At 37.6% G+C, this 16,631-nt stretch carries 11 protein-coding genes and 1 other annotated feature; of the genes, 2 read left to right on the top strand and 9 right to left on the bottom strand.

Annotated elements, in window-relative coordinates:
* The first annotated feature begins 231 nt into the window (after positions 1–231).
* Complete coding sequence (locus tag HPY74_09395; GenBank protein NSW90863.1) at positions 232–1,059, top strand: metallophosphoesterase; 828 nt, start codon at positions 232–234, stop codon at positions 1,057–1,059.
* A gap of 219 nt (positions 1,060–1,278) precedes the next feature.
* On the top strand, positions 1,279–1,737 hold the full coding sequence (locus tag HPY74_09400) for a small multi-drug export protein (GenBank protein NSW90864.1): 459 nt from the start codon (positions 1,279–1,281) through the stop codon (positions 1,735–1,737).
* A 40-nt stretch (positions 1,738–1,777) separates the two neighbouring features.
* Here HPY74_09400 and HPY74_09405 read toward each other — a convergent pair whose 3' ends face one another.
* The 9 genes from HPY74_09405 to HPY74_09445 all read right to left on the bottom strand — a co-directional run bounded on the left by HPY74_09405 (position 1,778) and on the right by HPY74_09445 (position 16,101).
* Complete coding sequence (locus tag HPY74_09405; protein NSW90865.1) at positions 1,778–3,106, bottom strand: glucose-6-phosphate isomerase; 1,329 nt, start codon at positions 3,104–3,106, stop codon at positions 1,778–1,780.
* A gap of 65 nt (positions 3,107–3,171) precedes the next feature.
* Complete coding sequence (locus HPY74_09410) at positions 3,172–4,947, bottom strand: ABC transporter ATP-binding protein (GenBank protein NSW90866.1); 1,776 nt, start codon at positions 4,945–4,947, stop codon at positions 3,172–3,174.
* 18 nt (positions 4,948–4,965) lie between these two features.
* Positions 4,966–6,708 (bottom strand): ABC transporter ATP-binding protein, encoded by a 1,743-nt coding sequence (locus HPY74_09415; GenBank protein ID NSW90867.1) that lies wholly within the window; start codon positions 6,706–6,708, stop codon positions 4,966–4,968.
* Between the two features lie 118 nt (positions 6,709–6,826).
* Positions 6,827–6,982 carry a hypothetical protein gene (locus HPY74_09420; protein ID NSW90868.1) on the bottom strand — a complete coding sequence of 52 codons (156 nt, stop codon included), beginning with the start codon at positions 6,980–6,982 and terminating at the stop codon, positions 6,827–6,829.
* Between the two features lie 161 nt (positions 6,983–7,143).
* Positions 7,144–7,773: a protein-L-isoaspartate(D-aspartate) O-methyltransferase gene (locus HPY74_09425; protein ID NSW90869.1), complete on the bottom strand. Its 630-nt coding sequence runs from the start codon at positions 7,771–7,773 to the stop codon at positions 7,144–7,146.
* Between the two features lie 23 nt (positions 7,774–7,796).
* Complete coding sequence (locus HPY74_09430; GenBank protein ID NSW90870.1) at positions 7,797–10,217, bottom strand: phenylalanine--tRNA ligase subunit beta; 2,421 nt, start codon at positions 10,215–10,217, stop codon at positions 7,797–7,799.
* 108 nt (positions 10,218–10,325) lie between these two features.
* Entirely contained in the window at positions 10,326–11,345 is a 1,020-nt protein-coding gene (gene pheS / locus HPY74_09435; GenBank protein ID NSW90871.1) for a phenylalanine--tRNA ligase subunit alpha, read from the bottom strand.
* Positions 11,346–11,441: 96 nt separating this feature from the next.
* Positions 11,442–11,810: a binding site (T-box leader), on the bottom strand.
* Positions 11,811–11,896: 86 nt separating this feature from the next.
* The gene (locus HPY74_09440) at positions 11,897–14,893 is read right to left on the bottom strand and encodes an alpha-mannosidase (GenBank protein ID NSW90872.1); all 2,997 of its coding nucleotides are present in this window, start codon (positions 14,891–14,893) and stop codon (positions 11,897–11,899) included.
* 89 nt (positions 14,894–14,982) lie between these two features.
* Entirely contained in the window at positions 14,983–16,101 is a 1,119-nt protein-coding gene (locus tag HPY74_09445; protein ID NSW90873.1) for a GntR family transcriptional regulator, read from the bottom strand.
* Positions 16,102–16,631 lie beyond the last annotated feature (530 nt).

A 16,631-nucleotide genomic window follows, 5' to 3' on the forward strand; every position in this document is an offset into this window, starting at 1 on the left:
AATTTTCTTATCCTTGCTATATACACCTGTTTCCATATTTTTATTATAACATGCTGCTCTTAAAAAAACCAGCCCTTTTTTAAAATATGCTCTATTGCTGTATAAAAAATTTTATGAAGAGGCCCTTGTAGTTGATGTTTCTCTTCGCGGTTGGTATAATTATTCAGTATAATTACTTGCATGAATATGTTATAAAATACAGATTCTTGCTATATTTTATGGGGATACATAATGATATATCTTTTTGTTCTTTTAGGACTGGTAATTATTATATTAATATATATGAGATATGAAACAAGCATGGTAAAAGTAGAAAGGATTAAATTTACCCTCAGCAAAAAAGGACTGAAAATTATTCAGCTTTCAGATATTCATATAAAGTTTCTTAGAGTCCCGGTCCAAACAATAAAGAAGGTTATATCCAAGGAAAAGCCGGACATAATCATTTTAACAGGAGATTACATTGATAAGCCATGCCATGTGGAAATGTTTTTGGATTTTATCAGGCAAATCAGGAATAATGCAGTAGTATATTTATGTTTGGGAAATCATGATTACGAGGCTTTTAAACAGTATGATAACGACAGTATAGCCCAGAATAGTAAAATCCAGCATTTTATAGAAGCTTTGGAAAGTAACGGTGTTAGTGTTTTACATAACCGTGCTGTCCGTTATACAAAAGATGGAGTAAAATACAATATTATAGGTATTGAAGATTTAAGTGCAGGAAAGCCGAACATAAATAAAGTGCTTGGTTTTTGTTGCAAAGAAGCTTTTGCAAACATTGCATTTTCCCATAATCCTGATATAGTTTTTGAAATACCCAAAGGGAAAGTAGATTACCTGCTTTGCGGCCATTTTCATGGGGGTCAGATATGGCTGCCTTTTAACCTGGAATTTAAGTTGCTGCGCAATGAAAAGCTTTGTAAAATGGGTATAAGCCGAGGTCTTCACAGGATAAACGGGATCAACCTTTATATTAGCCGTGGACTTGGCAATGTTTGTTTCCCTTTAAGGTTTTTATCAAAGCCGGAAATAACTATCTTTCATTTACCTTAGTCATCATCAATCCGGTTATACCGTGTTTCTTCCCTTTAAATCGGGATTGTAAATTTATCCTACCACATCCACCATACTTTTAACTGCGTATTTAACTTGAAAAATATGCGGTTTTTTATTTTATGTCATAAGTAAGTATGTTATACTAATAAATATTATTGAGACGTGCAGATTTCAGCATGTATATTGACACGGAAGGAGAATATTATGTACCAAAATATTGTAAATTTGTTAAAAATTGTATTTATATCTGCTATACCTTTGATTGAACAAAGAGGAGCAATACCTGTAGGTATTCTTGTATATAAGTTTGACCCGCTTGTAGTTTTTTTTGCAAGTTTTCTGGGGAGTCTTATCCCTGTACCTTTTATTTTACTTTTATTCAATATTATTTTCGATTGGATGAAAAGGTTTAAGTTTTTAAGTTGGTTTAATAATTTTGTTGAAAACAAAGTAAGAAAAGGATCGGCAAAGGTAGAGAAGTATAAGGAAATAGGACTTATAATTTTTGTAGCCATACCTCTCCCCTCTACCGGTCTCTGGACAGGAAGTGCAATTGCTGCTTTCCTTGGGCTGGACATCAAGAAATCTTTTCTATGCATCGCCCTGGGAGGAATTATTTCAGCGATTGCCATAACCATTATCACTATTGTATTCCCTGCACTATTGGGATATTGAAAACAAGTAAACAACACTAGTATTGCTTCTAAAACCCCGGCTACTTTTTACCCTTTTCGTATCCCGGTTTACCTAGAAGTGTGAACATGTTTTTCTTGTAAGCTTCAACCCCTGGCTGGTCAAAGGGATTGACTCCCTGGAGGTATCCGCTTATACCACAGGCCTTTTCAAAGAAATAAATAAGGCTCCCCAAATAGTAGGCATTAAGCTCCGGTATGTCAACTATAAGGTTGGGGACACCGCCATCAGTATGCGCCATAATAGTACCTTCCATAGCCTTTTTATTTACAAAATCCATAGTTTTGCCTGCCAGGTAGTTCAATCCGTCCATATCATCCTTCTCCGCTTTTATTGTCATGTCTCTGCCAGGTTTCTCTACATTCAGCACTGTCTCAAATATATTCCTCAAGCCGTCCTGTATATATTGCCCCATGGAATGTAAATCAGCTGTAAAATCAACTCCTGCCGGGAATATTCCCTTTTGGTCCTTTCCCTCACTTTCTCCATACAACTGTTTCCACCATTCGGTAAAATAGTGGAGAGAGGGTTCATAGTTTACCATAATTTCTGTAGTCTTGCCTTTTCTGTAAAGGGCATTACGTACTGCTGCATATTGGTAGCATTCATTTTCCGTTAAATTAGATTTGTTATACTCCCTGTAAGCAGCAGCCGCTCCGTCCATGAAAGCATCAATATTTATACCGGCCACTGCTATAGGCAGCAATCCGACAGCTGTAAGTACCGAATATCTTCCTCCAACGTCATCAGGAATTACAAAGGTTTCGTATTTCTCCTCTTCTGCAAGCCTTCTCATTGCACCTTTTGCTTTATCAGTAGTAGCATATATTCTTTCAGCTGCCCCATCTTTACCGTATTTTCTTTCCATATATTCCCTTAAAACTCTAAAAGCAATTGCAGGTTCAGTAGTAGTTCCGGATTTTGAAACAACATTAAGAGAAATGTCTTTATCCTCCAATATATCCAGTAAATCTAATAGATATTTAGGGCTTATATTGTACCCGGCAAAATATATTTCAGGAGTTTTCCTTTTTGTGCCGCTAAGGAAATTATAAAAGGAATGGGATAATGCTTCAATAACTGCCCTTGCTCCAAGATATGAACCTCCTATTCCTACTACAACCAATGCTTCAGAATTAAATTTTATTTTTTCTGCTGCTTCTTTAATTCTTTTAAACTCTTCCCTGTCATAATTTGCAGGTAAATCCACCCAACCAAGAAAATCACTGCCTGCTCCTTTTTTCTTGTGGAGCATTTCATGGGCCTCTTTTACAAAGCTATTGTAATACATAATCTCATGTTCCCTTATAAAATTACCGTATTTTGAATGGTAAAACCTAATTGTTCCCATAAAATTTTTACCTCCTGCGAAATAAATATAATTATAATATTCATTTTTAACAACTTCAACCCCTATTACTCCTGGAACTGTTTTTGGTACAGCCGGTAGTATGCACCTTTTTTAGCCAGGAGTTCCTTATGCGTTCCCTGTTCCACTATTCTTCCCTCATCTATTACAATTATTCTATCTGCATGCTCTATGGTCGAAAGCCTATGTGCAATTACTATGGAGGTTCTGCCTTTAAACAGAGTTTTTAAAGCTTCCTGGATATGCCTTTCTGTTTCGGTATCAACGCTTGATGTAGCTTCATCAAGTATAAGTATCCGCGGGTTGGCAATTAACGCTCTGGCAAATGCAAGGAGCTGCCTCTGGCCTGAAGAAAGTTTGGCTCCTCTTTCTTCCACATCAGTGTCAAAACCTTCTTTAAATTTCTCGACGAAATTTAATACCTTTGTTGCACTGGCAACTTCAATAATTTCTTCCTCTGTGGCATCCAGTTTGCCATATAGTATGTTTTCCTTTATGCTGCCGGAAAATATGAATGAATCTTGCAATACTACACTTACCCTGCTCCTTAAGGAGGATAATTTTATATCCCTGATATCATAACCGTCTACCAGTATACTTCCTTCTACAGGGTCATAAAACCTCATAAGTAGGTTTATAATTGAGGTTTTGCCTGCTCCGGTCGGGCCCACCAGGGCAACCACTTCACCGGGTTCTGCCTTGAAGGATATATCATGCAGTACCATCCTTTCCTCCGGATTGTATCCAAAAGTAACATTTCTAAATTCTATAGCACCTTTTATATCCTCCAATTCAATTGCATTTGGAGAATCTACTATTTCAGGTTTTGTGTCCAGTATATGGAATATTCTTTCAGAAGACGCCATTGCCGAAAGGGCTTGATTATAAACTTTACTCAATGCACTTAAAGGCGACCACAGCCTCCAAATATAATTGGTAAATGCTACTACTGTACCTACACTTGCCTCATTTCTAGTTATCATTATTGCTCCCAGCCAAACTACTCCGCATGTAGCTGCCATACCTGCAAATTCTACCAATGGCCAGGATAAAAGCTGTATTACAGTTGCATGCATATGGGATTTGTAATTTTCCTTATTAATTTTTTCAAATTTATTAATATTATACTCTTGCCTTGAAAAAGCCTGTATTACTCTCATTCCTTGGAGTGTCTCATTCATATTGGCATTAATATTCGCTATGGTTTTCCTTGTCTTAGACCAGGCGTTTTCACTGGCAGTTTTTAACGATACAAGAAGCAATATGAAAACCGGTACAACAGTAATAGTAATGATTGCCAATTTGAAATTAACAATAAAAATTATTACAATAATACCCAATATTGAAATTATCTCACTTATAAATGAAACAACTCCTGTGTTTATAAAGTCACTTATTGCCTGTACATCATTTGTTATCCTTGAAATAATTTTACCCGCAGGCCTTCCGTCAAAAAATCTAAAGGAAAGTTCCTGTATATGTTCAAATACTTCCTTTCTTATATCATAAATCAATCCCTGTGTAGTTTTGTTTATAACATTAATCCTTATACGGCCTCCGATTAAATTAAGCAGGTTAATAACCAATAGAACAATACCCATCCGGATAATAACAGTCATGTTCTTTTTCATCATTCCCTCATCAACTACATACCTTATAATGAGAGGGTCAATAAGGCCTATTACAAGTCCGCCTAATAGTATTACAGATATTATCGCTACATTTTTCCAATATGGGCGTATGTATTTCATTGTCCTTTTAAAAAGTTTAAAATCAAAAGATTGTTTTTCTAGTTCTTCATCCACATCATATATATTTGCCATAATTTAGTCCCCCCTTCTTTACGCAATTTCTAAGGCTTCCTGCCCTTTTAACTGTAACTCATAAATTTTTGAGTAATATCCGTCTTTACCAATTAATTCACCATGAGTACCAGTTTCTACTATTTCTCCATCCTCAAGCACAATTATCTTGTCTGCATTTTTAATTGTGGAAAGCCTTTGGGCTATAACAAATACAGTCCGTCCTTTCATAATTTCTTTCATCGCCGTTTGAATTGCTTTTTCTGTGGCTGTATCTACACTGGAAGTAGCCTCATCCAGTATAAGTATTGCCGGGTCCATAAGTACAGCCCTTGCAATAGCAATTCTCTGTTTTTGCCCTCCTGAGAGTCCTATGCCTCTTTCTCCAACCCTGGTATTATATCCCTCAGGTAAACCTTTAATAAAATCGTGTATCTGTGCAATCTTCGTAGCATTCTCAATTTCTTCCTGTGTTGCATCGGGTTTTCCATATGCAATATTTTCGCGTATAATATCTGAAAACAAAAATGTTTCCTGCATTACCATTCCAATATGTGAACGGAGGCTTGAAAGTTTTATGTTTTTTATATCAACACCGTCAATAAGTATCCTTCCTTCACTAGGGTCATAAAATCTCGGCAATAATCCTATAAGAGTACTCTTACCCGACCCTGTACCCCCTATAACTGCTACTACTTCACCAGGCCGGACTTCAAGGTTTATACCTTTAAGTCCTGGTGTACCGTCAGGGAAACTGTAACTTACATTCTCCATAACTACATGGCCTTCCATTTCTGTCATTTCCACTGCATTTGGTGTATCACATATTTCAGGCATGGTGTCCATAATTTCAAATATTCTGGGAGCCGATGCAATAGCCTGCTGCATAAGGTTGACAAGCCATCCGCAAAATCTTATAGGCCATATAAGTCCAAAGATATACCACTGCATTGCCATAAAGGTTCCCAGGGTTACTTGGTCAGTTATAACAAAATATCCTCCAAATATAGTCAAAAGAAGGAAGTTCATACCTGAAATAAACTCTGCTAATGGAAAAGCACCAGCTTCAATTTTCGCCCTTTTCATATTTTCATTGTAATTGCTGATATTACGTTCATTAAATTTCCCTTTTTCAAATGTTTCACGGGCAAAAGCTTTTACCACCCTTATACCAGTTACATTCTCCTGCAGTACCGACGTTAACCTTCCCATTTGTTCTCTTACTTCTCTCCAGGCAGGGTTTATTTTCTTCCCGAACCTTGCAATAATATAAATCAGTATTGGGGTAGGAAGCATTACTGCTATTGCCAACTTCCAGTTCATTACAATAAAAATAATTACCGTAGCAGTAAAATTTATAAAGCAAACCAGCAAATGAATAAACCCAAAACCTAAAAAATTCCTTATACATTCAATATCGCCTGTCATCCTTGACATTATCTGACCTGTATGGTTCCGGTCAAAAAAGCTGAAAGACAAATATTGCATATGGGCATATAATTTGTTTCTTAAGTCATATGCAACCTTTTGCCCGGCCATTTCCATAAAATAACCCTGAAAATAACCAAATATGGTCCTGCCAACTATCGCAATAAACATCATAGTAATAAGTTTCGATAAGTATTTTAGATCGCCTTTTGCAATACCAATATCCAATATCTGTTTCAGCAGATATGGGAATAGATAATCCATAAATGTAAAAAGCAACATTAGGACAAAGGCTAATATGGTCAAAAAAATGTATGGTCTTAATAATTTTATAAGCCTTTTGACAGTACTCATCCTCATTCCCCCTAATATATCCGGACATAACTAAAGCCGAAATCTCTCGATTCCGGCTTCTTGTACTTCTTCTAATTCTATAGTCCCAATCTGATTTCAATTATAACTGCCAAGCTTCTTAAATATAAAATCCTCTATCATCTAAAACAATAACGGAAGTCGAGCTTTTTAATTTTACAGGATAGTAATTATTATTTAATTTATCATTTAATCTTCTGTTAATATCTCTATGCATTCTCCTATCAGCAGTCACTGCAACTTTTATCTTTATCATCAAAGCTCACTCCTTCCTTTATTTGTTATTATTTGAATAATTTAATATTTACAATTCGAATTCACAAACACAAGTTTAATTATATAACTTAAAACTAAAATTTGTCAATTCAAATTATTTAAATGTTATATATTTGTAATAAATACCTGCAACTACCAGATTTATAATTCCGGATATTCTTTGTTATAATCCCCACTCCAGCCATACTCACCTTTCAGCTCCACAAACAGAACAGGTTCAAGTGTTTCCGTATTAACCTTTCCGTTTTTGTTTTTGCTGATTAGCATGAGATTCTGCATGCCTCTTGAACCTACAGGAATAATCATTTTCCCGCCCGGCTTCAACTGCTCCAGTAAAGGGTCTGGAATCCTTGCAGCGGCAGCAGTAACAATTATCCTATCATAAGGCTGGTACTCAGGCCAACCTTTGCTGCCGTCCCCTATTTTGTAAAATACATTTTTATACCCAAGGGCTTCCAGCCTTTGCCTGGCCTTTAAAGACAAATCTTCAATCCGCTCAACGGTATAAACCTCGCCGGCAAATTCCGCCAGGAAAGCTGTTTGATAACCTGAACCTGTTCCTATTTCCAGGACTTTCAATTCTTTGTCCAGTTCAAGTCTCATAGTCATACCGTAAACAAGGGAAGGCTGGGAAATGGTCTGTCCATGCCCGATAGGAAGAGCATTATCAATGTGCGCATATGCTTTGTATTCATTATCAATAAAGAATGAACGGTCCAAATTTTTAAAAAACTCATACAGTTTTTTCTTTTTCTCCGTGTCCTTTGTCATCAAAGCCCTCCTTTTCTTTTAATCTACTCCCTTAATCTTGCGTCAAAAGTATCCTTAAGGCTGCTTATAATCTTATCCATTACTTTATTTACCTCTTCGTCTGTAAGGGTTCTGTCTTCCGCCCTGAAAGTTAATGAATAGGCCATGCTCTTCATTCCTTCGGGTACCTGCTTGCCTTTATATACATCAAAAAGGCTTATATCTTCCAATACCTTTCCACCATTCTCTCTTATAAGTTTCTCTATAGTACCTGCCATTATTCTTTCATCTAAAAGTATTGCAATATCTCTTGTAACTGAAGGGAATTTGGGTAGAGGTTTATACTCCGCCATCATTTTTGCATTTTCAACAAGTGGCATAACATCAACTACTCCTACATAAGTCCTTTCCGGAGCTTCAAATTCTTCTGCTACATCCGGATGTATTTCCCCAATTATTCCGGCTTCATTACCGCAAATAATTATTCTTGCAGTCCTCCCGGGGTGGAATGCAGGATTATCTTTCTCAGGAATAAATTCATAATCCTCTATACGGAGCTTATCAAGCAACTCTTCAACAACTCCCTTTAAATCATAAAAATCAACATTCCCATACATACCCAGTGTCAATACAGGCTTTTCTGTAGGTAAATCTTTAAGCGGCAATTCCTTGGGCAGATAGACAAAAGACAATTCAAAGAGCCTTGCTTCTTCTACACTCCTGCTGTAATTCCTGCTTATTACTCCCAGCATATCAGGTATGGTTGTAGTCCTCATAACGCTGTAATCTTCTCCCAAGGGATTGGATATAGTAACAACCCTCCTTAAGTTGCTTTCAGCCGGAAGCCTAATCCTGTCAAATACCCTGGGGCTTGTAAATGAATAGGTGTATATTTCGGATAGGCCACAGGATATCATAGTATATTTAATTAAGTCTTCAATCTTTTGTTTATGGGTCTTTCTCCCAATAGATAGTGCTTTCCCCTGTAAAAGGGTAGGCTCAATGTTATTATAGTCATAAAGTCTTGCAATTTCTTCAGCAATATCAGCCTCTCTTTCAATATCCTGTCTAAATGCAGGGACCTTTATTGTCATAGTATCCTTATCCACCTTTAGTTCTAATGATTCTAACATCTCTATCATGGTATCGGAGCTTAAACGCGTGCCCAGGAATGAATTGATTTTTTCAGGTCTTAACTTTATGACCCTTTCTTCTTTCTTTCCGGGGAAACAGTCAATTATTCCTTTACAAACCTTGCCTGCACCTAATTCTTCAATTAGCTGTGCAGCTCTATTGATAGCTGTAATTACATTCTCCACATCCAGGCCTTTTTCAAAGCGGCTCGATGCTTCTGTCCTCATTCCGAGTTTTTTAGCTGTCAATCTTACAGAAATGCCGTTAAAGTTGGCAGACTCCAGGAGTATGGTCTTTGTATCCTCATGGATTTCAGAGTTTTCCCCTCCCATTACCCCTGCTACAGCAACAGGACTTTCATCATCTGCAATAACAAGCATTGATGAGTCGAGTTTTCTTTCCTGCCCGTCAAGAGTTTTAATAACTTCATTATCTTCAGCTCTGCGCACAACAATCTTGCTGCCCTTTATATATTCAAGGTCAAATGCATGCATAGGTTGGCCAAGCTCAAGCATCACATAATTAGTTATATCTACTATGTTGTTTATTGGTCTTACGCCTGCTGCCCTCAACCTCCTTTTCATCCACTCAGGGGAAGACGCTACTTTTACATTCTTAATTATCCTGGCAGCATACCTGGGACAAAGGTCAGGTGCTTTTATTTCAACTTGGGCAAATCTTGAAGCTTCCTCTCCTTCTTCCTTTAATTCAATTACAGGTTTTTTTAATTTGTTTTTCAAAGTAGCAGCAGCTTCCCTAGCAATACCCAAGATATTTAGACAATCGGGCCTGTTGGAAGTTATTTCAAACTCGATGACTGTGTCATCTAATCCCAAAACCTCTTTTATGTCCTGCCCGGGCTTAAGCTTACCCTGTGTTTCATCAGCATTAGACCGTTCATGCTGTAGTATAAAAATTCCGTTCTCATCCGCGTCGGGATAATCATTTTTTGTAAGTTCCAGTTCGTGAATAGAGCATAACATTCCGTTTGACTCTACTCCCCTTAGTTTGCTTTTTTTAATTCTAACTCCTCCCGGAAGGGTAGATCCATGTAGGGCAACAGGTACATAGTCACCTGTGGATATGTTCCGTGCGCCGGTAACCACCTGTATTATCTCATCTCCTACATCCACCTTTGTTACCAATAATTTGTCAGCATCAGGATGTTTTTCTATAGAAATAATTTTTCCTACAACTACTTTTGATATTTCTTCTCCTAGCCTTTCTATGCCTTCCACTTTTGAGCCGGATAGTGTCAAGGCATTTGCAAATTCTTCAATTCCTACATTTATTTCAACAAAGTCTTTAAGCCAGCTTACCGGTACTTTCATAACTCACAACTCCTATCTTACGATTTTATCTTATGATTTTTATCATATCTTAATGCTTTTTAATGCTTCTTAATGATCCTTAATAATCCTTAGCAAGCTTTCAGCAAATTAAAACTGTTTCAAAAACCTTACATCGTTTTCATACAGCAATCTCATATCATCTATATTAAACCTACCCATGGCTGTCCTTTCAACACCTATACCAAAAGCAAAACCGCTATAAATCTCCGGATCTATGTTACACATCTCAAGCACCCTCGGGTGCACCATACCTGCCCCGAGGATTTCAATCCAACCGCTGTTTTTACATACCCTGCAGCCTGCTCCATTACAGGTCCAGCAAGATACATCAACCTCGGCGCTGGGCTCGGTAAATGGGAAATGATGTGGCCTTAACCGTATTTTTGTGTTCTCACCAAAAAGGTTTCTGGCAAATACCTGCAGCGTACCTATTAAATCCCCCATCGTTACTCCCCTGTCCACCACAAGACCTTCCACCTGGTGGAATATAGGGGAGTGGGTTGCATCCACCGCATCCGAACGGTAAACCCTTCCGGGGCAAATTATTTTAATGGGAGGTTTTTGCTTTTCCATAACCCTTACCTGTACGGGAGAAGTTTGCGTCCTCAATAGTATATTCTCATTAATATAAAAGGTATCCTGTACATCTCTGGCCGGATGTCCTGGTGGAGTATTTAAAGCCTCAAAATTATAATAGTCAAACTCTACCTCCGGCCCTTCGGCAATTTCATACCCCATGCCTATGAAAACATCCTTTATTTCATCCATTACAATACTCAAGGGATGCTTGCTGCCCAGTTTTCTTCTTTTTCCGGGTATTGTTACATCAATTACCTCCTGCTCAAGCTTTAGAGCCCTTTCTTTTTGCTTGAGATCATTTTTGGTCTGCTCTATTAGCCCTTCAATAAAAGCTCTGACTTCATTAACAATCTGACCTATAACAGGTCGTTCTTCAGGGGGAAGTTGTCCCATTCCTCTTAATATCGGAGTAAGTTCTCCTTTTTTCCCCAGGAATCTTACTCTTATATTATCCAGCTCCTGCATAGAGCGGACAGAAGGAACAACCTCTTTTGCTTTTTCTTTAATATTATTTAACTGATCCCTCATTTCGTTCATTTTTGCCAACTCCCTTATCTGTTATTACTAATAATATTCACTTTTTTCAATTAATAATTGCTTTTTTAACTAAAAAACCCTCACCCCCTAAGGGACGAAGGTTTTACTCCGCGGTACCACCCGTTTTCCTGCCCAGTATATTAGCTTTTTAATATAACTCTTATATAACTATATATATAATAATTAAATAATACTTATATAATACTTATATAACTGAGAGGCTCTCATTCCAGGGACATACATCCCCTTACAGTGCTAACGGTCTGCCCCGGCATCGCCTACTATGCACATGTCCCCAACAGAGCTCTGCTGTCTCTGCTATACAAAAAGTGCAGTTCAGGATGCTGCTTCGGAGGGAACTTCAGCAATTCTCTTTATAAAGGTACTTTCAGCCACGATACCTTCTCTCTGGATAAAGCCTTCATATTGCCTACTTTTCTCCATCATTGCCTTTAGCAATATTTAATTATAATAATTTAATTATAATAATTATCTTGTAAAGTATTATAGCAGTTTTATTTATACTGTGCAATGAAAATCTTTTAACAAAACTCTATACATACATTTGCTATGCTATAAGCATCAACATCAAATGTAAGTGTATCCCCTTCTATCTCTATACAGCTGCAATTATCAGCATTATATGCTCCATATTCCGTAGACATATTTTTATCCTCTAACGGCTTCTCATTAATATCTACAAACCAGGCCTTTGATATCTTTTCAGCAAACTTTATAACTGCCCGGGTTTTTGCGCCTTCTGTTTCATAGACCCTTATAACAATCTTTTTATCTGGGGCTGTGCATCCAGGAACCGAACAGCATCCACACATAGACTTGTTGTCATATCTTTCTTCCGGCTTTAACAGATCAGCTTCAGGCACTTTCACTGCAGATATGGCTACACTGCCGGATTCCAGAGATATAAAGCTTTTTTCAAGGGGCAGAGTTCCCCCATGTACTGTTCCTGAAATAAAACGTACGGGATGATTGTAGTCGTAGGCCCGCTTTATCAACTCGCCATTAATCCCACTTCCGGAATACCCCTCAGCAGAATTATGCTCAGGATTGCACCCGGCAACATTATCCACTATATCCACGGCAAAATTGAATTTGTGGATACCCAGCTCCGGGTATGGATCAGGCTCATAAGAACTCCTTATTAGGGTTACTGCCAGAGAATTATCATAGCCCCTAAAACCGTATTTTGTATCTGTAACCAGCATCACTATTTTATCCCCTTCTTCAGGTATCCCGGCCATCCAACTGTTGGCAGGCACATCCATATTTATTGCAGCCCTTTCTATAGTCCCAAAAGGTATATCATATTTATATGCCCTGCATTTATAATTCAAAGGCATATAGAAATTGAGCTGAGGCACATACTTGCCCTTTCTAGGTTTCTCCTGCCAATCACACTCTACTGCGTAGTTCAGCCGCGCGCTGTTGTAATCAAGGTATACGGTTACATTAAGCTTTGATTCCCCAAACTCAATGCTATAGCTTATCCATTGTCTGAGTGCCGAGCTATCAATGCATGAGCCGGTTATTTTTACATTATATGACTTATTCAAATTAAATACCTGCATGTGTCTTCCCACTATCCAGGATGTCATCCCCCTGCTGTCGTCTTCTTCAATTAATCTGAAAATCCCTGCAGGCTTATCACAGGGTACCATTTCGTCTCCGCTTTTCTTATCTACCATAGATACAATGGATGCTCCATTAACATCAAAACAAACTTTAACATAATCATTTTCAAGGATAAATATATCTTCTCTTTCAACTCTCGGGTCTCTTGAAAGCAATACAGGCAGCTCGTCCATTTCCTTCTCAGAAAGGGTATAGGTTGTATAGCCATATGCCGGTACTTTTACATCAACCAAAATACGCATATATGTATGTCCCCAGTATGATTCACCAAAGTACTGGTGTTTTTCATTTCTTAACAGCTGGTGTCTCACAGGATTACCTGCTGCATCTTTAATAACCATCCTGTTTTTATCCCCAGGCCAGTCCCATACAACAATCTCTACAGGTCCTCTTCTCTCGCTGCTTGAAGTATTGAAGAAGTGAAATATCCTTCCTTTTCCCTTACCCCTTTCAGTTTGCGGCACTCCAAAATCCTTTATGCCAAATCCTACGCCTGCCCCTTCCGATACAGTTTCCCGAACATTTTCTTCAATAGCAAAAAGTCCCGATGTATCAGTTTTTGTTGCAATATTCCTAAAAGCAATGGAAGTTTCGGTATTGGCAATGGCTAATACCTGCTGAAACTGTCCCATTGCATACTCCCTGGTGTCAATCACACCTGAACCGGGCAATATATCATGGAAATGATTGAAAAGCACCTTTTCCCAGGCTTTTTCAAAAGTTTCTCCACGGTATTTTCCATCTGCAAATACTGCCGACATTGTACTGAAGGTTTCAGCCTCATTTAATTTTGCTTCACTGATCCTGTTTGACATTTTTATCCTGGATTGGGATGTATAGCACCCGGTAAATATAAAGTTTAGTTCATTGGTTTCTATAGGAAGCTTATCTGATATTTTTTCGAGTATACCAAAATATTGGGCAAAGGTGCCAAACTTTATATCCGGGAAAACAGGCCAGGATGCCATATCTATTATTCTTTCAACATCCCTCCTGGTTGGACCTCCTCCATGGTCACCTACTCCATACACTTTCAGCATGGTATCAAGGCCATTTTTTGTGCAGAATTCAGGTACATGCAATGCCATCGAAGGGTTAATTTCAGCATTATACCAGAAAGGTTCCCTATAAACGAGAATACTCTTTCCCGATGGAGATTGCCATTTATAGATGTTATATTTGTCATACCCTCTACAATGGTAATAATACTTTACTCCTCCATTTACCAGGATTTCCGGTACATTACGGTTATGTCCAAAGGTATCGGGCTCAAAGTCAATTTTTAGGGAATCAGGACATATATCTAAAAGCTTGGAAAGATATTTTTTTGTATAAAGTATATGTCTTGCCAGGCTCTCTCCATTGGGCATGTTTTTGTCGGTCTCAACCCAGGTAGATGCAGTTACCTCCCAACGTCCTTCCTTTACCCTTGCCTTTATTTCCTCAAGCATACATGAGTCATGTTCTTCCACTATTTTATAAACAGAGGCTTGAGATTGGGAAAATGTAAAATCCGGGTATTCTTTCATCAAATTAAGCATGGTCCTGAAGGTGTCCAAAGTAACGGCAACCGTTTCTGCATAACTCCACATCCAGTTCATATCAATGTGGGCATGAGCAGCACAAATCACTTTAAAACCCTTCGCAGTTTCTGACAAACTGCTTATCATTTTTTCGGCTTGCAAAGCAGAAAGTTTTGTAATTGTTCCATCTTCCTTAAGCCTTTCATCCAGGAATTCTACGGCATCTTTAATTACTTCATGGAATCTGTTGTTGTTTACTTGGGAAAGCTTAAATCCATACTCCAACTGAGATATAATTCTTTGACTCCAGTAGCCTGAAGTTTTACTTTTCATTGAAGAAAGCTTTGTAATAGCTGTATCCATGTCATATGTTCACTCCCTCTTTTTATATTTTTTTATTTAATATCATTAGTACCTAAGTACCTATAAAACTAACATTTAACTTAAATTCATCATACCCCCCTTTCACCACACGAATTTCTTACAATAAGTTGCGTAGGCACAATGGATTTATATACCTGGATGGCCTTGCCTTCAATTTTGTCAATTGCAATGTCGGCTGCATTTTTGCCTATTAAATACCCATTTTGGGCAACTGTTGTCAAAGGTACATTCATGTATTGGGTTTCAGGATTATTGTCAAAACCTACAATACCCACATCCTTTCCAACAACCAATCCCTCATTTTCAAGTATATTTATACATTGTATGGCAATTCCATCATTTACTGCGAATATCCCCAAAGGAAGATAATTCTTTAAATCCATAAGTTCTTCTTTCAATTGTTCAATAAAAAACCTGTGCATGTAATACGGATACTTGCTCAGGTCTTCGTTTATATTAATACGGGTAACGGCATTCATACCAAAATCCTCTACAGCTTTGAGATATCCTTCAAGACGTTCATTTATGGAAGAAACATTGGACATGTCGGAAACAAAAGCTATGTTTCTAAACCCCTGCATAGCTATATGTCTAACTGCCGAGTATGCACCACCCTGGTTATCAGACCCGGTATAGTCTATATCATTAAGCCCGGGATTCCTATCAATCAAGCCCAAATATACACCTTTTGCTTTAAGTTTATCAAGCTTTGAACTAATAAGACTGTTATTACATGGGAAAATAATAATCCCTTCTACATGATTCTCTACAAGCCTGTCAATACATAATATTTCTTCGTCAGGCAAACCTTCTGAACAACAGGCAACAGTAAAATACCCTCTTTTCCAGGCCTGTTTTTGAAAACCGGAAAAAATCATGCCATTAAACCCGGCAATTAGATTGCCCAGCACCAGACCCAACACGGGATTCTTATACTTCGGTTTAATATATGGAAGCTCCTTTGAAACAAAGGTTCCTTTTCCCCTCGTCCTTTCCACATAACCTTCATCTACCAGTTCTGTCATTGCCTGTCTCACAGGGAACCTGCTTATACCATACATTTTGCATAATTCAAGTTCTGCAGGTATTATATCACCCGCTTTCAAGTCCCCCGTTCTTATTTGGTTAATAATCAGATTTTTTACTTGCATGTATAATGGTATACTGGACCCTTTTTCTATTCCCATTGAGTTTGACCTTTCTACTGTTCTTCACTTTTTTGCTTATCTCTTTATAGTGCACAAATTATGTTATGTATTTGTCATGTTTTTTGTCCAATTTATAATTTTTGTTATTAATTTGTTATTTAAGTTTATTATATTGTATGTAACAAGTTTTGTCAATTAATATAAATTACTTTTGCAATTCTGCAACAAAAATAAATTTTGTCTTTTTTTATTTATTATTACATTTCACCAAATACTCATTGCCCCCTTTAAAGGGGTGGTTTTAGCCATCTAAAATGACGGATATTATAAGGCGTCGGTAAGTATAGTTTTCCATTTGTTTAATTTGTCCTTACAGGAGGATACTCATTACAAATTATCATTAGGGTTCCCATTCCTTAAGGTAAAACTGACCTGGCATAATTTGAAGATTATCTCTAAATTTAATATGAAAATCTACAACACATGAATAAAGGGCCTCTTCAGCCCTTTTGGTGGGTGCAGAACGGACAACTCCGCCTGATCTAACCCTGTATGTTCACTGTCGGTAA

It is taken from the genome of Bacillota bacterium, from assembly GCA_013314855.1.
Classification (GTDB): domain Bacteria; phylum Bacillota; class Clostridia; order Acetivibrionales; family DUMC01; genus Ch48.

Excerpts from the sequence above, each read along its gene's own strand:
- HPY74_09410 (NSW90866.1), bottom strand. The coding sequence starts at position 4,947 with ATGGCAAATATATATGATGTGGATGAAGAACTAGAAAAACAATCTTTT.
- HPY74_09415 (NSW90867.1), bottom strand. The coding sequence starts at position 6,708 with ATGAGTACTGTCAAAAGGCTTATAAAATTATTAAGACCATACATTTTT.
- HPY74_09420 (NSW90868.1), bottom strand. The coding sequence starts at position 6,982 with ATGATAAAGATAAAAGTTGCAGTGACTGCTGATAGGAGAATGCATAGA.
- HPY74_09440 (NSW90872.1), bottom strand. The coding sequence starts at position 14,893 with ATGGATACAGCTATTACAAAGCTTTCTTCAATGAAAAGTAAAACTTCA.
- HPY74_09395 (NSW90863.1), top strand. The coding sequence starts at position 232 with ATGATATATCTTTTTGTTCTTTTAGGACTGGTAATTATTATATTAATA.
- HPY74_09405 (NSW90865.1), bottom strand. The coding sequence starts at position 3,106 with ATGGGAACAATTAGGTTTTACCATTCAAAATACGGTAATTTTATAAGG.
- pheS (NSW90871.1), bottom strand. The coding sequence starts at position 11,345 with ATGAGGGATCAGTTAAATAATATTAAAGAAAAAGCAAAAGAGGTTGTT.
- HPY74_09430 (NSW90870.1), bottom strand. The coding sequence starts at position 10,217 with ATGAAAGTACCGGTAAGCTGGCTTAAAGACTTTGTTGAAATAAATGTA.
- HPY74_09425 (NSW90869.1), bottom strand. The coding sequence starts at position 7,773 with ATGACAAAGGACACGGAGAAAAAGAAAAAACTGTATGAGTTTTTTAAA.
- HPY74_09445 (NSW90873.1), bottom strand. The coding sequence starts at position 16,101 with ATGGGAATAGAAAAAGGGTCCAGTATACCATTATACATGCAAGTAAAA.